At 37.1% G+C, this 20,174-nt stretch carries 28 protein-coding genes, 1 tRNA gene and 1 riboswitch; of the genes, 12 read left to right on the forward strand and 17 right to left on the reverse strand.

All coding sequences use genetic code 11. The features are described from left to right. The first annotated feature begins 32 nt into the window (after positions 1-32). Positions 33-332, forward strand: coding sequence for an HNH endonuclease signature motif containing protein (locus BN1208_RS07340; RefSeq protein ID WP_156157757.1), 300 nt, complete (start codon positions 33-35; stop codon positions 330-332). A 42-nt stretch (positions 333-374) separates the two neighbouring features. Then, positions 375-548 (forward strand): hypothetical protein, encoded by a 174-nt coding sequence (locus BN1208_RS07255; RefSeq protein WP_156157758.1) that lies wholly within the window; start codon positions 375-377, stop codon positions 546-548. Here the strand turns inward: BN1208_RS07255 and BN1208_RS00410 are convergent. Then, positions 538-1,440, reverse strand: coding sequence for an ROK family protein (locus BN1208_RS00410; protein WP_046486683.1), 903 nt, complete (start codon positions 1,438-1,440; stop codon positions 538-540). The two genes, BN1208_RS07255 and BN1208_RS00410, sit on opposite strands and share 11 nt — an antisense overlap. Continuing rightward, positions 1,441-2,052 carry a DedA family protein gene (locus BN1208_RS00415; RefSeq protein ID WP_046486684.1) on the reverse strand — a complete coding sequence of 204 codons (612 nt, stop codon included), beginning with the start codon at positions 2,050-2,052 and terminating at the stop codon, positions 1,441-1,443. 82 nt (positions 2,053-2,134) lie between these two features. Here BN1208_RS00415 and BN1208_RS00420 point away from each other — a divergent pair, with 82 nt between their 5' ends. Together BN1208_RS00420 and BN1208_RS00425 are read left to right on the forward strand one after the other, a co-directional pair. Continuing rightward, entirely contained in the window at positions 2,135-2,389 is a 255-nt protein-coding gene (locus tag BN1208_RS00420) for a hypothetical protein (protein WP_046486685.1), read from the forward strand. 38 nt (positions 2,390-2,427) lie between these two features. Beyond that, positions 2,428-3,891, forward strand: a complete 1,464-nt coding sequence (locus tag BN1208_RS00425) for a protein adenylyltransferase SelO (RefSeq protein ID WP_046486687.1) — start codon at positions 2,428-2,430, stop codon at positions 3,889-3,891. Positions 3,892-3,935: 44 nt separating this feature from the next. Here the strand turns inward: BN1208_RS00425 and BN1208_RS00430 are convergent, their stop codons facing one another. The 4 genes from BN1208_RS00430 to BN1208_RS00445 form a co-directional block, all read right to left on the reverse strand. Continuing rightward, positions 3,936-4,262, reverse strand: coding sequence for a hypothetical protein (locus BN1208_RS00430; protein WP_046486688.1), 327 nt, complete (start codon positions 4,260-4,262; stop codon positions 3,936-3,938). A 167-nt stretch (positions 4,263-4,429) separates the two neighbouring features. Continuing rightward, complete coding sequence (locus tag BN1208_RS00435) at positions 4,430-4,738, reverse strand: hypothetical protein (protein WP_046486689.1); 309 nt, start codon at positions 4,736-4,738, stop codon at positions 4,430-4,432. 234 nt (positions 4,739-4,972) lie between these two features. Continuing rightward, entirely contained in the window at positions 4,973-5,275 is a 303-nt protein-coding gene (locus BN1208_RS00440) for a hypothetical protein (protein WP_046486691.1), read from the reverse strand. 34 nt (positions 5,276-5,309) lie between these two features. Beyond that, positions 5,310-5,385 (reverse strand) — tRNA-Phe (locus BN1208_RS00445). A gap of 222 nt (positions 5,386-5,607) precedes the next feature. Here BN1208_RS00445 and panB point away from each other — a divergent pair. After that, on the forward strand, positions 5,608-6,426 hold the full coding sequence (gene panB / locus BN1208_RS00450) for a 3-methyl-2-oxobutanoate hydroxymethyltransferase (RefSeq protein ID WP_046486692.1): 819 nt from the start codon (positions 5,608-5,610) through the stop codon (positions 6,424-6,426). Positions 6,427-6,482: 56 nt separating this feature from the next. On the opposite strand, the gene BN1208_RS00455 is transcribed toward panB, so the two are convergent. Continuing rightward, complete coding sequence (locus BN1208_RS00455; RefSeq protein ID WP_046486694.1) at positions 6,483-7,049, reverse strand: 5-formyltetrahydrofolate cyclo-ligase; 567 nt, start codon at positions 7,047-7,049, stop codon at positions 6,483-6,485. 230 nt (positions 7,050-7,279) lie between these two features. Between BN1208_RS00455 and BN1208_RS00460 the strand changes: the two genes are divergently transcribed. Genes BN1208_RS00460 through BN1208_RS00475 form a run of 4 tightly spaced genes read left to right on the forward strand, consistent with a single transcriptional unit; the run spans position 7,280 to position 9,193 of the window. Beyond that, positions 7,280-7,603, forward strand: coding sequence for an ArsR/SmtB family transcription factor (locus tag BN1208_RS00460; protein ID WP_046486695.1), 324 nt, complete (start codon positions 7,280-7,282; stop codon positions 7,601-7,603). Next, a complete protein-coding gene (locus tag BN1208_RS00465) occupies positions 7,603-8,061 on the forward strand; it encodes an ArsI/CadI family heavy metal resistance metalloenzyme (RefSeq protein WP_046486697.1) in 459 nt (152 codons plus the stop codon). The genes BN1208_RS00460 and BN1208_RS00465 overlap by 1 nt, the downstream gene beginning before the upstream one ends. Positions 8,062-8,070: 9 nt before the next feature. Continuing rightward, complete coding sequence (locus tag BN1208_RS00470; protein ID WP_046486699.1) at positions 8,071-8,562, forward strand: arsenate reductase ArsC; 492 nt, start codon at positions 8,071-8,073, stop codon at positions 8,560-8,562. Further along, positions 8,555-9,193, forward strand: a complete 639-nt coding sequence (locus BN1208_RS00475; RefSeq protein ID WP_046486700.1) for an aquaporin — start codon at positions 8,555-8,557, stop codon at positions 9,191-9,193. Before BN1208_RS00470 ends, BN1208_RS00475 begins: the two co-directional genes overlap by 8 nt. Before the next feature lie 54 nt (positions 9,194-9,247). Here BN1208_RS00475 and BN1208_RS00480 read toward each other — a convergent pair whose 3' ends face one another. The 3 genes from BN1208_RS00480 to BN1208_RS00490 all read right to left on the reverse strand — a co-directional run bounded on the left by BN1208_RS00480 (position 9,248) and on the right by BN1208_RS00490 (position 12,155). Next, positions 9,248-9,541 carry a hypothetical protein gene (locus BN1208_RS00480; RefSeq protein ID WP_046486703.1) on the reverse strand — a complete coding sequence of 98 codons (294 nt, stop codon included), beginning with the start codon at positions 9,539-9,541 and terminating at the stop codon, positions 9,248-9,250. A 100-nt stretch (positions 9,542-9,641) separates the two neighbouring features. Further along, a complete protein-coding gene (locus BN1208_RS00485; protein WP_046486704.1) occupies positions 9,642-10,205 on the reverse strand; it encodes a hypothetical protein in 564 nt (187 codons plus the stop codon). 39 nt (positions 10,206-10,244) lie between these two features. Further along, the gene (locus BN1208_RS00490) at positions 10,245-12,155 is read right to left on the reverse strand and encodes a TonB-dependent receptor domain-containing protein (protein WP_046486706.1); all 1,911 of its coding nucleotides are present in this window, start codon (positions 12,153-12,155) and stop codon (positions 10,245-10,247) included. Between the two features lie 113 nt (positions 12,156-12,268). Then, positions 12,269-12,479, reverse strand: a riboswitch (cobalamin riboswitch). A gap of 78 nt (positions 12,480-12,557) precedes the next feature. Between BN1208_RS00490 and BN1208_RS00495 the strand changes: the two genes are divergently transcribed. Beyond that, positions 12,558-12,830, forward strand: coding sequence for an oxidative damage protection protein (locus tag BN1208_RS00495; protein ID WP_046486708.1), 273 nt, complete (start codon positions 12,558-12,560; stop codon positions 12,828-12,830). 60 nt (positions 12,831-12,890) lie between these two features. On the opposite strand, the gene phoU is transcribed toward BN1208_RS00495, so the two are convergent. Together phoU and rpiA are read right to left on the reverse strand one after the other, a co-directional pair. Beyond that, positions 12,891-13,595: a phosphate signaling complex protein PhoU gene (gene phoU, locus BN1208_RS00500; RefSeq protein ID WP_046486710.1), complete on the reverse strand. Its 705-nt coding sequence runs from the start codon at positions 13,593-13,595 to the stop codon at positions 12,891-12,893. 81 nt (positions 13,596-13,676) lie between these two features. Then, positions 13,677-14,336 (reverse strand): ribose-5-phosphate isomerase RpiA, encoded by a 660-nt coding sequence (gene rpiA / locus BN1208_RS00505; protein WP_046486712.1) that lies wholly within the window; start codon positions 14,334-14,336, stop codon positions 13,677-13,679. A gap of 83 nt (positions 14,337-14,419) precedes the next feature. Here rpiA and ilvA point away from each other — a divergent pair, with 83 nt between their 5' ends. Both ilvA and BN1208_RS00515 read left to right on the forward strand, forming a co-directional pair. Continuing rightward, positions 14,420-15,931, forward strand: coding sequence for a threonine ammonia-lyase, biosynthetic (gene ilvA / locus BN1208_RS00510; RefSeq protein ID WP_046486713.1), 1,512 nt, complete (start codon positions 14,420-14,422; stop codon positions 15,929-15,931). A 98-nt stretch (positions 15,932-16,029) separates the two neighbouring features. Continuing rightward, on the forward strand, positions 16,030-17,073 hold the full coding sequence (locus tag BN1208_RS00515; RefSeq protein ID WP_046486715.1) for a beta-propeller fold lactonase family protein: 1,044 nt from the start codon (positions 16,030-16,032) through the stop codon (positions 17,071-17,073). Positions 17,074-17,120: 47 nt separating this feature from the next. Here BN1208_RS00515 and BN1208_RS00520 read toward each other — a convergent pair whose 3' ends face one another. From BN1208_RS00520 to dapF, 5 genes are all read right to left on the reverse strand, one after another. Beyond that, a complete protein-coding gene (locus tag BN1208_RS00520; protein ID WP_046486718.1) occupies positions 17,121-17,579 on the reverse strand; it encodes an EVE domain-containing protein in 459 nt (152 codons plus the stop codon). A 286-nt stretch (positions 17,580-17,865) separates the two neighbouring features. Next, a complete protein-coding gene (locus BN1208_RS00525; RefSeq protein WP_046486720.1) occupies positions 17,866-18,159 on the reverse strand; it encodes a cell division protein ZapA in 294 nt (97 codons plus the stop codon). After that, positions 18,156-18,356: a hypothetical protein gene (locus tag BN1208_RS00530; RefSeq protein ID WP_046486721.1), complete on the reverse strand. Its 201-nt coding sequence runs from the start codon at positions 18,354-18,356 to the stop codon at positions 18,156-18,158. The genes BN1208_RS00525 and BN1208_RS00530 overlap by 4 nt, the downstream gene beginning before the upstream one ends. Before the next feature lie 63 nt (positions 18,357-18,419). Next, positions 18,420-19,310: a tyrosine recombinase XerC gene (xerC, locus tag BN1208_RS00535; RefSeq protein WP_046486723.1), complete on the reverse strand. Its 891-nt coding sequence runs from the start codon at positions 19,308-19,310 to the stop codon at positions 18,420-18,422. A 5-nt stretch (positions 19,311-19,315) separates the two neighbouring features. After that, positions 19,316-20,161, reverse strand: a complete 846-nt coding sequence (gene dapF, locus BN1208_RS00540; protein WP_046486725.1) for a diaminopimelate epimerase — start codon at positions 20,159-20,161, stop codon at positions 19,316-19,318. Positions 20,162-20,174 lie beyond the last annotated feature (13 nt).

Raw genomic sequence — 20,174 nt, forward strand, 5'->3', positions numbered from 1 at the left:
AATTATACTTAAAACGTCGTGATTCTAGACTTATGCAGAAATTTTTATTTTTTTTAATTACACTTTTCTTTAGCGGGTTACTTTTTGCAGTTCATTCAGATTACTGTGTGAACTGTGAACGAGATAAACATGGGCGCATCAAAAGAAGTCTAGAAGGCAAGAAAGCTTTTAAAAAAATGCAACCATGTCCATCAACAGGTAAACCTTTTGGGGCTTGTCCCGGTTATATTATTGATCACGTCATTCCTTTAAAGCGAGGTGGCATAGATGCTCCATCAAATATGCAATGGCAGACTGTCGAAGAATCAAAAGAAAAAGATAAATGGGAATAACTTATTATATGAAACGCAATTTCAAGTAATATAATCTATATTATGGGACGACAAATATTTTATATTGATTATCCGCAAGAGCATCAAGGTGATGCATTACATGCTTATCAATGTAAGTTTTGCAAAATAGATACGGTAAAAATTAATGGATTACTTGAAAATCATTTGCCAAATTGTAACTATAGAGTTGAAAAAGAAAAAACGATTACTGAGTAAGTCCTCGACCAATTAAAGCAGCACCAATGACACCGGCTGAATCACCCAGCATGTTTTTAACAATCGGCGTTGAAGGCGTGTCATTAAAAATACGTGAATAAACTTCATCAATACCTTCCTTGTATAAACTTTTTTCATTAGAAAGACCGCCACCTAATACAACAATATCAGGGTCTAAGATATTAATAAGATTAGCCAAGGCCTGACCAAAGCGCGCATAAAAATCTTGTTTAATATTTTTTAGGGCTTCGTCTTTCGATGGTGCATTAAAAAAATCAATCGCTGAGAGTGTCTTACCTGTTTTATCTTGAATTCTTTTTTCTAAACCACCCCCCGAGATAAAACTTTCTACACAGCCATTTGCCCCGCAATAACAAGGGTAGCCTTGAGGATCGATCACCATATGACCCCATTCACCTGCGATATTTTGTGGCCCCTGTCTAATTTTTCCATCAAATACAATGCCACCGCCACAGCCTGTTCCCATAATGACGCCAAACACAGAGGGATATCCTTTACCTGCTCCCATTAATGCTTCTGCAAGAGCAAAACAATTAGCATCATTTTCAATCACGATGTCATGTACTAGCTTGTCTTCAAGAAGAGATTGAAGTGGTAAGCTGTTTAAGCAAAGCGTATTAGAATTTTTAAGTAGATGAGTTTTCTTTGAGATCGAGCCAGGCGTTCCTAAGCCTAGTGAATGTGTTTTATTCTGAATAGATATGAGCGCTTTTTTATAGAGCGAATGAATTTGATTAAAGATATGCTCGCTTCCTAAATGGGCTTCTGTAAGTAATCGCTCCCGAAAAACAATCTTGTCCTGACTGTCTAAAACAGCTACTTCAATTTTAGTGCCACCTAAGTCAATACCGATATGATAATTAGATGTCATTTAATTATTTTGAAAATGACGTCTGATATACCAAATGATGAAAATGATTGCACCACCTGCAATCACATAATGAAATTCGTGAAAGTAAACTTTTAATGAGTCCCAGTGCTCACCAAATACCATGCCTGTGTAAGCGAGTGCCCAGCACCAAATAAATGAGCCGACAAATGTGTAGATAATAAACTTAGTCATATTCATGCGCGCAATCCCTGCAGGAAGTGCAATAAAAGTTCTTACCGCTGGAAGGAGGCGACCTAAAAAAATAATGATTTCACCATAATTTTTAAACCAATCATCTGCCATCTTTAAATCTTTTTTAGAGATGAGTACGAAACGGCCATATTTTTCAGCAAGCTGTCTGCCACCTGTTTTTCCTACATAGTAAGCAGGTATAGAGCCCAATACACAGCCTAGCGCACCCATTAAGGCGACTATCCAGAGTACCATCTCACCTTTAAAAACAAGATATCCTGCGAAAGGCATAATAATTTCGGAGGGTAATGGAATGCAGGCTGACTCAATCGCCATCAGTAATACGATACCCCCATATCCCATAGTGGATATAACACTCATAATCCAAACAGCTAATAATCCAATTAATTTTTCTAGCAACACACATAACCTAATATAACTTGATATCGAATTCTATCTTATGTTTCATAAACCTTTAGGGAATCTGCAAATTTTTACTATAATGAATTACACAATTTTTAAAAAAACATATATGAAACATATCACGCTATTATTTTTATTTGTCTTACTCTCAAGCTGCAGCATGATGACCTATACGAATCAGAGTAAGCTATCTAATACGAGCAAAACTTATATTATTAACTGTGCTTTTTGGGATGCATGTTATGCAAAAGCAGAAAAGCTATGTTCAAATGGGTATAGCCTTGTAGATAAATCAGCAAGCTTGCCTTACAGTTTAGAAATTTCATGTAAGTAACTGTAAGCTAATAACCTGTTAAATCTATCGTGCATGCAATGAATATCCAAAAGACAAATAAGGTAGCTTGGCACTTTAATCATAGCTATACAAAATTACCCAAAGACTTTTTTGTCGAACAACTCCCAGTAAAAGTATCAAATCCAAAACTTATTTTATTAAACGAGCCTTTATTAAAGACTTTAGGTTTAGATAAAGAAGCCTTAAGTCCAGATGCCTGGGGCAATATTTTTTCTGGTAACACACTTCCTGAGGAAGCAAAGCCCATTGCAGAAGCATATGCAGGACATCAGTTTGGACACTTTGCGTTATTAGGCGATGGGCGGGCTGTTCTCTTAGGCGAACACATTAACCCGGAGGGGAATCATTTTGATATTCAATTTAAAGGATCTGGGCAAACACCTTACTCTAGACGTGGTGATGGTCGCGCCGCATTAGGACCTATGTTAAGGGAGTTCATTATAAGTGAGGCGATGAGTGCACTGAATATTCCCACCACAAGAAGTTTGGCAGTAGTGACGACAGGGGAGAGTGTTATGCGGGATGAAGTGTTGCCTGGTGCAATACTTACGCGTGTAGCAAAAAGTCACATTCGTGTAGGTACTTTTCAATTCGCATCCACATTAAATGATATTAATAAATTAAAAGCACTCGCTGATTACACGATTGATCGCCACTATCCTGAGTGTAAAGCAAAGGACAATCCCTACCTTGCTTTTTTAAATGCAGTGATTGAAAGACAAGCGTTGCTTATTAGTCAATGGATGCATGTAGGTTTTATTCATGGCGTAATGAATACAGATAATATGTCCATCAGTGGCGAAACGATTGATTATGGGCCTTGCGCGTTTATGGATCGTTATCATCCTGAGACTGTATTCAGCTCCATTGATCGTCAAGGTCGTTATGCATATTCGAATCAACCACCTATAGCGCAGTGGAATCTAGCAAGATTTGCTGAGACTTTAATTCCGCTTATAGATCATAATGCTGATAAGTCAATTGAATTAGCTTCTCAGTCTGTTAATAACTTTTCAGACCAATTTCAAATAGCATGGTTAAAAGGTATGCGACAAAAGCTAGGTTTATTTAATGAAGAGGCAAGCGACATTGAATTGATCAATGAATTATTAGTGCTTATGCAAAAAAATAAAGCTGACTATACGCTTACATTTAGACATCTTTCATCCGATGCAATTTTAAAGGATACTATTTTTAAAGATGCATCATTTAAAGTATGGTATAAAAATTGGCTCCATTGCATTCAAAAACAAAAAGAAGGTGAAGAGACATCAAGACTCAAGATGTTAAAACATAATCCTGCGGTCATTCCGCGTAATTATTTAGTAGAGAAAGCTTTGTCGTTGGCAGTGGCTGATCAGGACTACAAGTTTTTAAATGATTTGATTGCAGCACTTTTGAAACCTTACGAGGACTCAAAAGTATTTAGCGAGCCACCTATAGAGGAAGAAAAGTCTTATAAAACATTTTGTGGCACTTAAAAAATCACACATAAGGCACTAAGCCTTAAGTGTGACGATCGAAACTATTTCTTTTTCGTAGCTTTAGGTGCTTCTTTTACTTTTGAAGGTTTAACAGACTTTACAAGAAGCGCTTTAAGATCTTCAAGGTCTTGACTTTGAGCCGCTACTTTTGCTTCCAATTCAGACATAACAGCTTTCTTTTGTGCGTCAGCTTCTTCATAGTCAGTTACTTTTTGGTTAAGCGTTGCAATTTGACCATTTAAATTTTTAATTTCTGCAGTTTGTGAGCTCAATTGATCTTCCGCGTTATAAGCGCTATATGAAAAGTAACCCGCTACTGCGATTAAGATTGCAATGATGATGTTTTTAAAAGTGCCAGAGTTTTCCATCTATGATTCCTTCTTGATTATGTTAAATTTAAAAAGTATTCGTTTACATACATACTCCCTTAGGTAGGCATGATATAAGAAAGTTCAGCAATCTCAAAGCGACTGAAAGCTTTTGGGAAAATAGAAAACCCGCTTTTAAGCGGGTTTTCTATTAAACAAGCAATCAATTATTTTGAAGCGATCACTTTTGCAGCCTTTGAACAGATTTCATCGCTTGATTTATTTACCATGCCTACCACATCTTCTGAGCGAAGATTAGCGTGCGAAAGGGCTTTCTCAGCTTCTGTCTGAGCTTTGCAAGCAAGTGCAAAATCGTTATTTTTAATAGCAATGACGCTTAAATTTTGTAAGCGTGCTGCGCGTTCTAATTCGTGGAGTTTTTCATTGCTTTGAATGAATGTGGACGCAGCCACCGTAGTTGATATTGCTGCAACAGCAGCGACAATAATAAGACTTAAACGTACTGACTTTTTCATTTCTTTATCCTTTTGGGTTGTATTGATTATGTGCACTTTTGATGCACATAAGTATCTTAGTCGATAATTGTTAACAAATTATGACATTGGCATAGCTCTAGCATTGCAAGCGAAGTGGAGAGTCTTAAATCTATAATGGACCCTTAAGGCCGCACCCTAGATTATTTTTTAGAAAAATTACTATGCTATAAATAAAAAAAGCCAGCGAGCGCTGGCTTTTAAATTTGATCTAAATTATTTAGATTGTGTTTTTAGTGCCTTGCTACAAAGCTCTTGATTACTCTTATGAATCATGCCAAGTAAGTCTTCAGACTTGGAGTGAACTTTACCTAAATATTCCTCTGCCTCAGTTTGTGATTTGCAAGCAAGGACATAATCCTTGTTACCAATAGCGATTAAAGTTAAATTTTGTAAGCGTGAAACAGCCTCTAATTCTTTAATCTTTGTTCTGGCGTTAACATATTTAAATGCGACAGCTGCTGTAGCAACTAATCCAATAAGTGCCACTGCTATTGTTACTTTTGTATTTTTTTTCATTACTTCCCTTAGTTAATGCTTTTTTAAATTTGAATGGTGGCCAGGGGCAGAATCGAACTGCCGACACGCGGATTTTCAATCCGCTGCTCTACCGACTGAGCTACCTGGCCATATAGAACTTCACGATAAAACCGTGAAGAAGCGGAATTATAGCAAAAATGCTGACTTTTACCGAGTTTTAGGGATCAATTTATCCAATAAACGAGACCAATAGAGCGAGCCACTTTGCTGGATGGAAAGGGCAGTAAAGAAAATTTATTTTCTTAAAGATTATCTAAATTTAGGACTAAAATATACTTTGAAAAATCTTTTTACTTACTAGGATTAATATCATGAGTGTATTAGAAAATTTCAAAAAGTTAAAAGCAGAAGGAAAGAAAATTGTAGTTGTTACTTCATACGACTACTGGAGCGCAAAGATTCTTAACGAAACCGATGTAAGCGGTATTTTAATTGGTGACTGTTCGTCTATGGTCATGCATGGCCATGGTGACACATTGAGCTCTGATGTTGAAACTATTGCGATGCACACCCGAGCGGTAAGAAAGGGAGCCAAAGACAAATTCCTTATTGCTGCCATGCCTTTCATGAGTAATCGAAAGGGGATGAAGGAGACAATGGATAACGTTGAAATCTTAATCAAGGCTGGAGCCAATGCACTTAAGATAGAAGGGGTTGATGGAAACGAAGAGCTCTATGCACATCTTTCTCAATCAGGTATTCCAACAATCGGACACATTGGACTTACACCATCTCACCACAATGCAATCGGTGGATTTAAAGCTCAAGGTAAAACTATTGAAAGTGAGCTTAGTCTCATTGAAGAAGCCAAAAAACTTGATAAGCTTGGATGCATAGCCATCGTATTAGAGGCTGTTCCACAACACGTAGGTGCCTCGGTTAGAGACGCAGTTTCTATCCCAGTCGTCGGTGTCGGCGCAGGACTAGATGTAGATGGACAAGCACTGGTTTTTCAAGATGTCCTAGGATTCTCTACAGACTTTAAGCCTAAATTTGTAAGAACATATCTGAATGGAGCCGATCTTATCAAAAATGCCATAAATCAGTTTGCAGCAGATGTCCATACAGGCGCATTTCCATCAGCAATAGAAACCTACGCACCTTCAAAGGAACAGCTACTTAAGAAATAAACAGTTTATTTAAGATCAAAGCTTACAGCAATAAATACTTAACACTTTTTAACATTCTAAAAGGTGTAGGTTTTATTGGGAGTAACGCAATGTGTCAAAGGTATATCTAGTTCAGTTATATTTTCTATGTCACTACACGGCCCAAAAAGGCTGATTCCAATTCTTTTTGCATCATTGTGTAAAGAAGAAAAAAAACGATCGTAAAATCCTTTACCGTAACCTACTCGATAACCTTTAAGATCAAAAGCCAGAAGAGGCGTGATGACAACATCAATAGCATTATTTTTTTTCCAAATAGGATCAATTGGTTCGGTAATGTTATTTTTTATTTGTTTTGTTTTGGTATCAGGTCCAAATTCTGCATTTTTTAATGTGCCCTCTTCAAAGTTACTAACAGGCACCACAACATTGATTTTATTTTCCCAGCAATACTGAATGATCAGCATAGTGTTTATCTCACCCTTTGAGACGATGGGTAAAAAACAATGAATACACGCAGGCTTAAATTTTTTAATAAGCCCAATAGTATTTTGGATAAGATGAGATTCTTCTTCTTCAAATACGGCAGCAGGAAGTTCTTGGCGCTTTTTTAAATATGTTTTTCTAACTATATCTTTTTTCATAATATAAGTTGTCGGGGTAATAAAAAAGTGGTGGTCAGATGGAGCCTCACAATAAAATCATGAAGAAGAGCGAGTATAGCAAAAATAGCCTTTTTTATCTTACCCCAAGCAGGGATTGGTTAATCCTCGCATCCATAGTGTCTGGTCTAGGAACGTTTTGGTTGTAGTTGCCATAAGTTTTGACACATATTTGTCTTTATTTTTAGTTATATTTCCATTATTATGGAAATATGAAAAACACAGATGCCATTAAATCATTTATCGCTTTAGGCCAAGAGTCTCGTCTTAATGTTTTTAGATTGATTGTACAAAAAGGCGATAAAGGTATAACTCCAACACAGGTTAAAGAATTATTAGGGATTCCATCTGCAACACTCTCGTTTCATCTAAAAGAACTCATTCAAGCTAACTTAATTAAGGTTGAGCGACAAAGCCGTAATCTTATTTACAAACCACAAGCTGATGTTGTTCAAGAATTAAAGGATTTCTTACTAATGAATTGCTGTGGTGGGAAATCTTGTGAAACAAAACCTAAAAAGAAAGTGAAGTCCTAATGAAAAGAATGCATATACACGTTGCTGTTGAAAACATCCCATCCAGCATCCCTTTTTATACCAAGATGTTTGGTGTAGATCCCACTATATTAAAGTCTGATTATGCGAAATGGCAATTAGAAGATCCTAAAGTCAATTTTGCGATTTCAGCACGCGGAGCTGCTGTCGGTATTAATCATCTAGGTATACAAGTGGATGAATCATCAGAGCTAGGTGAGATGAAATCTCGTTTAGATCAAATTCAAGGCGAAGTGATTGAAGAGGTAGGCACAGCTTGCTGCTACTCTGAATCAGATAAGTATTGGGTTAATGATCCTGCAGGCATTCCTTGGGAAACTTTTCATACACTTAATTCAATCCCAGTATTTAATAATCAACCGCCCGAATCCAATGCTTGTTGTGTTCCAGCACCTGTCGCTATTTCTATTAACTCTATAAAGAAGTCTTCTTGTAAATAAAGGATAGCCATGAAAACTTATAATATTTTATTTTTATGCACACATAATTCTGCTCGTTCTATTTTAGGTGAAGCCATTGCTTCAACAGATGCGAGCGGTAAATTAATTGGTTATTCAGCAGGTTCAACACCAGGGACATCGGTAAATCCGATTGCTAAAAAAATAGCAATTAAACTTGGATATGACGCTAAAAAATTATATTCAAAAAGCTGGGATGAGTTTGCTAAATCTAACTCACCTCAAATGGACTTCATTATTACAGTATGCGATAACGCAGCGAAAGAAGTTTGTCCTGTGTGGGTTGGGCATCCTGCCACAGCGCATTGGGGATTTCCTGATCCTTCAGAATCTTACGGATCTGAAGCTGATAAAGAAAAAGCTTTCAATGAAGTAGCGATGGGTTTAACGAGACGTATTCAATTATTGACATCACTTCCTATTGATAAATTAGATCATTTATCGCTTACAAGCAAATTAAAAGAAATTCACACTAATGCTTAATAAAAAATATTTAACCGAATTCTTTGGCACTGCAGCATTATTGTCTGTCATTACAGGCTCAGGTTTTATGGGGCAAGCACTTTCCTCTGGCAATGATGCTGTGATACTTCTTGGGAATAGTATCGCTACAGGCGCTGGTCTTTATGTATTGATTATGATTTTAGGGCCCATTTCAGGGGCGCACCTTAATCCATTAGTCAGTGTGATGGCTTACACCCAAAAACAATTAAAACGAAAAGACTTAGTACCTTATATTGCCGCGCAAATTTCAGGCGCAATCTCAGGCGTTTGGATGACACATTTGATGTTTAACTTACCTATCATTCAAACATCAACAAAAATCAGAACTGGATTAGGTATTTGGGTAAGTGAAGTGATAGCAACACTGATATTACTTACAGTGATTTATCTAGGATTGAAATATGCCAAGCAACATATTGCGATGCTTGTGGCTTTAACAGTGACCGCAGGCTATTGGTTTACTTCATCGACTTTCTTTTGTAATCCAGCTGTGACATTTGCCCGAAGTTTAACAGACACATTTGTAGGTATTGCCCCACAAAATATTTTAGGATTTGTTATTCCTCAAGTTATTGCACTCATTCTCATACTTCAAATCACTAAAAAATAGTTTTATAAACTACTTCCGCATATAAATTAGATCTGAAGAGAGGTGAGATGAGCATTATTTTTTGAAAGAGCATTCTAGAACACCTACTACCTCTTCCCCAAGATATACCAGCATCGCCCCATTGGTTCTATTAAAAGTATAAGCGTATTTATCATTCCAAAAGCGCATACTTTTCTCGTCAATAGATACTTTAGATTGGGGGGTTTTATTGACTATAACAATTTGCTTTACTTCATCAAATTGCACTGATAAAGCTCCCCCATCAATTGCATTACAAAAACTAGTCTGCATTTCAGCATATAGATTAGATGCAAATAGAAGTGATAGAAGTAAAGTTAAAAATTTCATTTCTTACCTTTCAAGAAGCCTCACGGAGTTTCAGTTGTGGCTGAACAAAAAAGCGAATGGATTAAATTAAAAAGAACCGAAAATGCAATTGTCCAAAAATTTACAAAGCAGTAGCTTTTTGCGAAAAAAATTGTCTTTTAAATAGAGATTGAATGCCCCAGTAAGCCAAAAGGTAGCTCATCGTACAAATGAAGCTTTGCGGTAGATATTCCCATCCTGTTTGAATACTTTCTGAGATAGTGATATCAGGGAAATTGCCAGAGAGTAGATTATAAGTTTGGGTTGAAATTACAAATGCTATTAGCGTTGCAATAACACCAAACGCCGCAAACTTTAAGAAACTTCTAGTGTTTGCAATACTCAAACCAAAAAACCACATTATTCCGTAAGAAGGCAATAGCCCCAAATAACCTAAGTTAATAGGAATATGATGATGATTACTCAATGACAAGGTTATAAGATCAAACACAACACTAAAAACAAAGAGAGAAATAAACCACCTAGGTTTTTTTATAAGCATGCCTCCAATTAAAAAAAGTGCAAAACTTGCATCGGGAAGTGAGACCGAATTTAAGAGGTGCTCCCCTCTTGTTAAAAGCATTGCAAGTCCCAAGAGAGTAAGGATATGAAGTTTTTTATTTTTTAAGTAAGCAATAAGTGACATTTAAGATTCCTTTTGATGAACAATAATACTTTAACTGATCTAAAAATCATAGCGTAAATTTGCAAATAGACTTCTTCCAGGCGTTTGATATCTAAAGCCACTTGCCCCTTCGGCAGCCAAACTATAATCCTTATCAAAAACATTATTTAACCTAAAGTTAAGATTTAAATTTTCATTAAATTTATAGTCTGCGACCATATTTGTAATGGAATAGCCACTCAGTTTTACCGTATTAGCTTTGTCATCAAATCTGCTATTAGAAAATATTTCTTCAATACCAACATTCCAATACCCGATGTAATAATTAAGATTTATATTGCCAAATGTTTTTGCCCTGCGTGGTAAGTACAAATCAGTGTCTTCATTTTTTGCTGACTGAGTCGTTATGCTTCCTTTGATTTGAAAATGCCCTAAAAATTGATCGCCCGAAATAGTTAAGCCCTGAATTTCTGCCTTATTTAAATTTTGAGTGGTTGTCCGTGAGCCAGTAATGAAATCTGGATTAGAGTAAATAATAAAGTCGTCAATTTTATTTTGAAAAATTGTTAGACTTAGAGTACTACTATCATCTCTATATCGGGCACTTGCTTCAATATTTTTAGATTTCTCTGGTTTTAAATTTGGATTACCTAGAGCATAAGAATCAGCTAATGAATAAAGATAGTTGAACGAAGGAGAAACAAAAGCAGTTCCATATGAAGAGGAAACTGTCCAGTTAGAATTTAAGGCATATGCGTAACCAATATTACCAGTGATTGCATCTTCGTATGCACTATTAAAGTCTTTTCTGAGGGTTGATTGAAAATTATGATTATTTTCTAAGAGATTATAGCCAACCATAAAGCCATGATTTGTTCTTTGTGTTTTTTCATAAAGATCTGTTGTTTTAATTCTTTGATTTAAGAGATCGTATATCAAATTAATTGATCCTTTGGGTAGGGTAAAATTATTCTGCCAGCTGAATTGATCTTGAGTAGTTTTGTATAAATCAGTAACACCATCTTCGTCTACGTAGGTATCTTTATTATTTTTTTGTAAATCTAGATATTTGTCAGTACTCTGACTTAATTTAATATTAGACTGCCATGACTTATTTATTTGGCCTCTCAGATTCATCGCATAAGTTTCTAGCTTGATCTCATTTCTGTAGTTACCATGAAAAGAAGGAGAAGAACTTGCAAAGCGATTATCAAACTGATTCTTACCCTTGCTTGAAAAATATTGCAAATCTATTTCATAATCTTGATTAATCTTATGATTCAGCGATGAAGAGAGACTGTAATTTTTGTATCCATCTTTATCTAGATTGATTGAATTTGAAGAATTGGCAGAATTAGGTACAAATGCAGAAAAGCCATCCGAATTTATAGTAGAAAAATTAATGGCATACCTAGTTTGATCGTTACCCCCTCGAATACCACTTTGAAAATTTGATGTATTGTAACTTCCATATCCGATACCAACGTATGGTTTAAAACCGTTCAGACCTTTTTTTGTAAATATTTGAATGACACCACCAATTGCATCTTGCCCATATAAGCTAGAGGCAGGGCCCCTTACTATTTCAATTTTTTCAATTTGTGACAAGGGAATGTGCTCAATAGCAGTGAAGCCTGTTGTTGCTGCACTCAATCTAATGCCATCGACAAGAATTACTGAGTGAGTCGAACTAGTCCCTCGAATACCAATGGTTGAAACTTTTCCTGCACCACCTAAATTTGCTATTTCAATGCCAGGTTGTTTTTGAAGAAGTTCTTGAAGTGAAGCCGCCCCTGCTCGTTTAATTTCATCTTCAGAAATGAGAGTTACATCTGCGATTACATTTTTTATTGGGGTAGGAGTTCGAGTGGCTGTTACAAAAATATCTGTGGTTTTAAGGGGAGTGTCTGCAAAAACATTTACTGTTAAGAGTTGAGTCATTAATAGACTCGGTAGAATAATTTTTTTCATAGTATTTCCAAATAATCATGCAACCCCGCATGAGATTAAAAAATAGAAATACCTTAAGGAGAAAAATAAGTGTGAAAAAGTACTCACAAATCCAATACCACTCCCCGTAGTATTTCTGTGTGAGTTACTAGGCCGGTCTCCGGACTCGTAAGATTTGATTCATGGCCTTCCCGAAATAAATTCAGTGGCATGTATTATGAATCCACGCTTACTTACCGTTGCGGGGGCAGTATAGGAATTGCTGTTACACTCACCTATTTCCCAGTTTCAATGTTTTCTTAAATGAAGATAAACCTTAAGAAGACATCACCTAACAACTTGAAAACATCGTAGCACATCTTTGGTATACTCAAACCTAACGATTTATAAATTTATTGATTGCAATGCAAAGGATATTTAGTTATGGCAAGAACAGTGAAATGCGTCAAATTAGATAAAGAATTAGATGGTTTAGATTTTCCACCTTATCCAGGGCCTTTAGGCAAACGTATTTTTGAGAGTGTATCTAAAGAGGCGTGGGCAGGTTGGCTTAAGCACCAAACGATGTTAGTGAACGAGAACCGATTGAGTTTTGTGGATCCTGCGGCACGTAAATATTTGACCGAACAAACTGAAGCTTATTTTTTTGGTGATGGTGCGGATAATGCGTCGGGATATGTACCACCTAAAAGCTAATTAAAAATGAAGACGTAAAAAAACACTTCCGAGGAAGTGTTTTTTTATTTTGTAAATGAATTATTCAGCAATCGTCTTTTGCATCTCTTTGATTGTTGAGTGTCTAATGTCAGCACCCTTCACAGCATACACAATGTGTTCTGAGATATTTTTGCAATGATCACCAATGCGCTCAAGGGCTTTGACGACCACGAGTAACTCTAAAGACACTGAAATAGCTTTTGAGTCTTCGAGCATGTAAGTGAGAAGCTCTCTAATAGTTGCGCGATACTGATCATCTACCGCCTCATCTTTTTTTGCGATCTCAATTGTTTTACTAATATCTAGTCGTGCGAATGAGTCTAATACGGTTTTAAGCATCGAATGAACAGCTTCTACCATCAGTTTAATTTCACCGATTTTGATTTTTTTAATATTTGGATTTTCGTTAACGCGAATAGCTGTGCGTGCAATCTTTGTTGCTTCATCACCAATGCGCTCTAAGTCTGTGATGGATTTAAGGATCGAAATGATCATACGAAGGTCGCCTGCTGCAGGCTGCCTTTTCGCAATAATGCGAGATGCATCTTCGTCAATTTCCATTTCAAGGCCGTTGACTTTTTCGTCGATTTTAATCACTTTATTCGCTAAGTCGACATCGTCTTTTTTAAGAGACTCAATAGCAGAAAGAATATTCTCTTCGACTAAGCCGCCCATTTTTAAGACCTTCGCTCTTACCGCTTCTAATTCTAGGTCGTACTCTTTATAACTATGTTCTGAAGCCATTTTTAGTAATCCTTATAAACACTTACAATTTCACACCATATATATTATTACTTATATATGACATTTTTAAGACTTATAAGCTTATTTTGTGATAGTTTTAACCCCATCTTTTGTAGCCAATAATAAGATATTAGCTGGACGTGCGGCAAATAAACCGTTAGTGACGACCCCCACCATTTGATTGATGGTAGCCTCCATCGCGATAGGGTCTTTAATCACAAGACCATGAACGTCCAAGATGACGTTACCATTATCGGTCGTAAAATTTCGTAACTGAGGCTGCCCACCTAATTTGGTCAGTTCTCGAGCCACATAACTTTTAGCCATCGGGAGCACTTCCACAGGCAAAGGAAACTTGCCTAAGACGGGCACATATTTTGTTTCATCACATATACAAATGAAGGTTTTAGCAACTGCCGCAACTATTTTCTCTCGCGTTAAAGCACCACCGCCGCCTTTGAGCATATGCATATGCTCTGTGATTTCATCCGCACCATCGACATAAATATCCATGCTATTCACACTATTTAAGTCAAAAACTTCAATGCCATGTTTGCGTAAACGATCTGCTGATGCCTCACTACTTGCAACCGCACCATCAATTTTATGTTTTACTTTTGCTAATTCATCTATGAAGTAATTTGCAGTAGAACCAGTCCCTACACCAATGATGCCAGACTTTACATATTCAATAGCAGCCTTTGCAACTTGTTGTTTTAATTCGTCTTGCGTGAATGCCATTTTTACTTAAACCCTTATATTTTATTTATAATGATGCTTTAACATCTACTATACACGCCTAGGCGAATCTTGAAAATTAGCATATGAAGAATGGCTACGTAAAACGTATTAATGAGGCGCGCGTATATGACGTGGCAAAGAAAACACCACTTGAATTTCAGACACATCTCTCAAGTCGTTTTCATAATCAGATTTTCTTAAAGCGGGAAGATTTGCAACCTGTCTTTTCATTTAAATTACGCGGCGCCTATAACAAGATGGCAGGCTTATCTAAACCGCAGCTAGACAAGGGTGTCATCACAGCCTCTGCGGGCAATCATGCACAAGGCGTTGCGTTAAGTGCACAAAAACTAGGATGTCGCGCTGTGATTGTCATGCCGACTACAACCCCCCTCATTAAAATTGATGCTGTAAAACATCGTGGCGCTGAAGTGGTGCTATGGGGCGATTCTTATTCAGATGCTTACCAATATGCGCTTGAGATTGAGAAAAAAGAGGGCCTCACTTTTGTGCATCCTTACGATGATCCAGACGTAATTGCAGGGCAGGGAACGATCGCTAAAGAAATTTTAGATGACTTTAAAAAACCGATTCATGCGATTTTTTGCTGTGTTGGCGGCGGCGGCCTTCTTGCAGGCATGGCAACTTATATCAAAGCGATGCGACCTGAAATTAAAGTGATCGGTGTTGAGGCCAAAGATGCAGAAGCTATGAGCTTATCTTTAAAAGCAGGCAAGCGTGTGGTGCTGGATCAAGTAGGGCTTTTTGCTGATGGCGCAGCTGTGAAAGAAGTAGGCCAAGTGACCTTCCCACTTTGTCAGGCTTACGTCGATGAAATGATTGTGGTGGATAACGATGCCATTTGCGCTGCCATTAAAGACGTTTTTGAGGATACGCGTTCTATTTTAGAACCAGCAGGCGCTTTATCGGTTGCAGGTATGAAAGTTTATATGAAGAAACATAATTTAAAAGATGAGACTTTGGTAGGCATTGCATCGGGCGCTAATATGAATTTTGATCGTTTACGTTTTGTGTCCGAGCGAGCTGAGATTGGTGAAAAAAGAGAAGCTGTGCTTGCAGTCACCATACCTGAAACTCCAGGAGCCTTTAAAAACTTTTGTAGGTTATTAGGCCAGCGCAATATTACTGAATTTAATTATCGTTTCTCAGATCCTAAGCAAGCACATATTTATGTAGGTCTTGCAACCAATGACAAAGACGAGCCATCACAGATTAAAGCTATGCTCGATAAGGAAGGCTTGCCTACCATTGATCTCACAAATAATGAGGTGGCAAAACTTCACTTAAGACACCTGGTAGGCGGACACTCACCCCAGGCTAAGAATGAAATGGTTTTTAGATTTGAATTTCCAGAAAAGCCAGGCGCTCTCATGAAATTTTTAGAGACGATGGGACACAATTGGAATATCAGCTTATTTCATTACCGCAATCATGGTGCTGACTTCGGTCGTGTTTTAGTTGGCATGCAAGTGCCGCCAGAAGATGAGATTAATTTTGAAGTCTTTTTGAATCAATTGGGCTATCCCTTCTGGGATGAAACAGATAATCCAGCCTATAAACTTTTCTTAGGTTAATGCTTCGTTATTTTCATGAGGCGTTACAGGGAGAAAACCCCTGGAAGATTATGAATAAGTATTTAATAATAAAAAGTAAAATATTTTAGGAGAAACGAATGCAGGTTATAAAATCAGTTGTCGTATTGGGATTACTTATTTCATCTTTGATAGCCAATGCTGAAGATCGAGGTAAGGCTTATGTATCCAATCAAGAAGGCGGTGTGAGTGTTATTAATTTAAACACTATGGAAACAGAAGACTCAATCGATATTCAGGCAAAAAATCCACGCGGTATTGGTATCACGGAAGACGGCCATTATTTAATTACTGCAAATAAAGATGATGAAAATTTGTCTGTGTTCGATTTAAAAACGAATCAATTTGTGAAACATATTTCAGTCGGTAAAAATCCAGAATTTGTTCGTATATTTAAAGGGCAAGTTTTTGTGTCAACCGAGCCAGCGTCGACCGGTAAACCACCTGTGGCGGGCAAAGAAGATGATGATAAAGATGAACCAAAAATCCCTGCGCGAATTGCAGTGGTTGATTTAGTAAAGGGTAAAAAAGTTAGAGATATTATCGGTGGCCCTGAAACAGAAGGTATTGAATTTAGTAAAAGTGGAAAAGAAATTATTGTGACCAACGAGGCTGACAATACAATCACAGTGCATAACTTCAGTAATGGTAAATTATTAAAAACGATTTCAACTAAAAAATACGGAGATCGTCCACGAGGCATTAAAGTGTCGCCGAATGGAAAGTATTATGTGGCAACTCTGGAGTATGGAAATAACTTCATTGTCCTAGACAGTCAATTTAAACATCTTAAAACTGTGGCGACAGGAGAATCGCCATATGGCGTTAGTTTTGATCGAGAAGGTAAGCGTTTATTTGTCGCAACTTCAAAAGCAAAAACATTAGAAGTGTATGACACCGCTAACTTTGAGAAAATTAAAGATATTCCAACGGGTCGACGCTGTTGGCATTTTAGTTTTTCACCAGATGACCAAGATATTTTACTTGCTTGCGGAAAATCTGATGAAGTGCTTGTCATTGATGCAGATAAATTAGAAGTGACTAAGCGGATTCCAAATAAAGAAATTCCGTGGGGTATTGTTGTTTATCCAAAAGCTATGGGTAGTTTAGACACCGTTAAATAAAAAATAGTTTTTTCATTTTTAAAAGCCCAATATGTATTGGGCTTTTTTTATTTCAAATATTTCTCAATAAATTTCCACTCATCTTCTGAAACCGGCGTAATGGAGAGACGATTTCCTTTTTGTAATATGCGCATATTTTCTAGCGCTTTAAACTCCCTTAGTTCTTTTAGACTTAATAAATTTGTTTTTTTAACAAGGGTTACATCTACATTGAGCCAGCGTGGATTTTCAGGTGTGGATTTGGGGTCAAAATACTTATGACCTTTTTGAAATTGAAAACGATCCGGATAAGCTAACTGACTTACCTTAACAACACCGGCAATCCCAGGAACATCACAATTTGAGTGATAAAAAAATGCAAGATCACCCACTTTCATTAAATCTCGCATAAAGTTTCTTGCTTGATAATTTCTAACGCCGTACCAATCAATGGTTTGTTTAGGAAGCTTTGCCAAATCATCTATAGACACATCAGATGGTTCAGATTTCATGAGCCAATAACGCATAGTTTTTTTAAGTCAAATATAAAGTGAATAAAAGAGCTGTGTTGATTTTCTTAAGTGTTGCCTAGACCAGCATCCTGAACCAAAGGTTCAAGGGGTAAAAGCCTAAGGTGCATTAGGTGCAATCGCCAAGGGTGTCTTAAAAGAGCACCCAATTTAGATCGCTCACACCGCAACCTGATGAGCTAAAACCGATGCTATAGACTAGTTCAAGGAATTATTAGCCTAAGCAACACTTAAAAAAACAAACATGCTCATCGCAATATTTAGTAGAAGAATAGGCAGATCTTTAGTTTTGTGCAAGCACTTCGTCGATTTGATGTTCAATCGATGAAATTTTATGGCGGAATTGAGATAAGCTTAAATCATCAGAAGGGCTTTGATTAATAAGTTCATTGGTGATATTAAGTGCTGCCATGATGATAATGCGATCGATCCCTACAATAGAGCCTTGAGATTCGATGAGATCAATTTTCTGATTTAAATATTGCACGGAATCTAATAAACTTTTTTCTTGGCCTTCTGGACAAGCAACGATAAATTCACGCGCCATGATAGTGACAGTAATATTTTTTGAGCTCATCGATTATTCTCAGGAAGTTGCTTCATCATTTTTTCGAGACGAATACTTGCCTCTTTCATATTGGATTGAAGTTTTGTAAGTGTTGCTTCGGTCGATGCGAGTCGGGTTTCAAGCCCCTTATTTTTCCCCTGAGCAGATTCAATTAAGCTAATGAGCTGCTTAATTTTTTTTTCTAATGCGATGAGTTGTGCTTCCATACCTTCACTATAGTTTAAAGAATTGAAGTGCGTCAATAGCGGACAAATAAATTAAATGCATCACTATTTCTTTTTGGCTCTTGGATGTGCTTTATCGTAAATACTTGCAAGATGCTGAAAGTCTAGATGGGTATAAACTTGTGTGGTACTGATATTGGCATGACCTAACATTTCTTGAACAGCCCTTAAATCTTGACTGGATTGCAACATGTGTGAGGCAAAACTATGCCTTAATAAATGAGGGTGGACGGTGCTATCAATACCTTGCTTGATAGCCCACATTTGAATGCGATACTGAATAGCTCGGGCTGACATACGTTTTCCTCGTTCGGTAATAAATAAAGCATCCACCGATTTATCTTCTGTTTTGATAGCCGCGCGTTTTTCAATCCAGCATTGAATGGCATGGATAGCTTTTTGGCCTATGGGGACCATACGCGTTTTATTGCCTTTACCTATGACAGTGATGATGCCTTCTTGAAGATCGAGATCGTTGATATTGACATTCACTACTTCACTTAAACGTAATCCGGATGAATAAAATAATTCTAAAAAGGCTTTATCTCTTAGGCCTAATAATGAGGTGTCATCAATCGAAACGAGTTTAACTATCTGCTCAATCGATAAAGTTTGCGGCAATGTCTTAGCGCTCTTAGGTGCATGAACATCTTTGACGGGGTTTTCTTTAAACTGGTGGCGCTCAATTAGGTAATTAAAAAATCCTCGCCATGCGGATAACATACGTGCGATTGATTTGCCATGGAGTCCTCGGCTATTCAGTTTAGCACTTGCACGTCTGATGTCTTGGATAGTGAAGGATTCAAAACGATCATGTTCAATAAGGACTACAAGCTGGGCAAGATCATGCACGTAACTTTTAATTGAGTTGCTGCTAAGACCTTTTTCAAAGGTAAGGTAATCGATATAGCTTTTTTGGAAGTGATTATGTTCCATAAGTTTTAAGTGATCTCAATATCTCCCTCATAGAGACTGACGGCCGGGCCTTTCATCATTACAGGAGATGAAGACCCTTTCCAATCGATGGATAACGACCCGCCAGGCATATCAACCTTCACTGGTGATATAAGTAAATGACGTTTGATCCCTGATACTGCTGCAGCGCATGCTCCTGTTCCGCAGGAAAGTGTTTCACCTACACCTCTTTCAAAAACACGCAAACGAATATGATGGGGCGATACAATTTCCATAAATCCAACGTTAACGCGTTTTGGAAAAAGTGCATGTGATTCCAAATAAGCACCTAATGTTTCAACATGAGCTTGAAGGGTGTCTTTTACAGTGATCACTGCGTGGGGATTGCCCATGGATAATACTGCCATATTTATGGTTTCTTTTTGATGAGGTAAATCTATTGAAATGGGATATTCATCCTTTTCGAAATCTGAAATAAATGGAATAAGTTTAGTATTAAAAATAGGTTCACCCATATTTACTTCAATCATATGCTCATTATCTTCAGTGAGTTCAATGACCCCCGATTTTGTTTCTACGCGAATGGATTGCTTATGGGTTAAGTGCTTATCTTTTACAAATCGATAAAAACAACGTGCACCATTGCCACATTGCTCAACTTCGCCGCCATCTTGATTAAAAATACGATATTTGAAATCAACGTTTTCGAGTAATGTATTCTCAACAACGAGAAGCTGATCAAACCCAATGCCGAGTTGTCGATGAGACAAGGATCGAATCGCATCTTTAGATAGCTTGAAAGGTGACTTTGTATGATCGAGCACTATAAAGTCATTACCAATTCCATGCATTTTTGTAAAATGAAGTTTCATACAATGATTGTCT

The organism is Candidatus Methylopumilus planktonicus, assembly GCF_000981505.1.
Lineage (GTDB): Bacteria > Pseudomonadota > Gammaproteobacteria > Burkholderiales > Methylophilaceae > Methylopumilus > Methylopumilus planktonicus.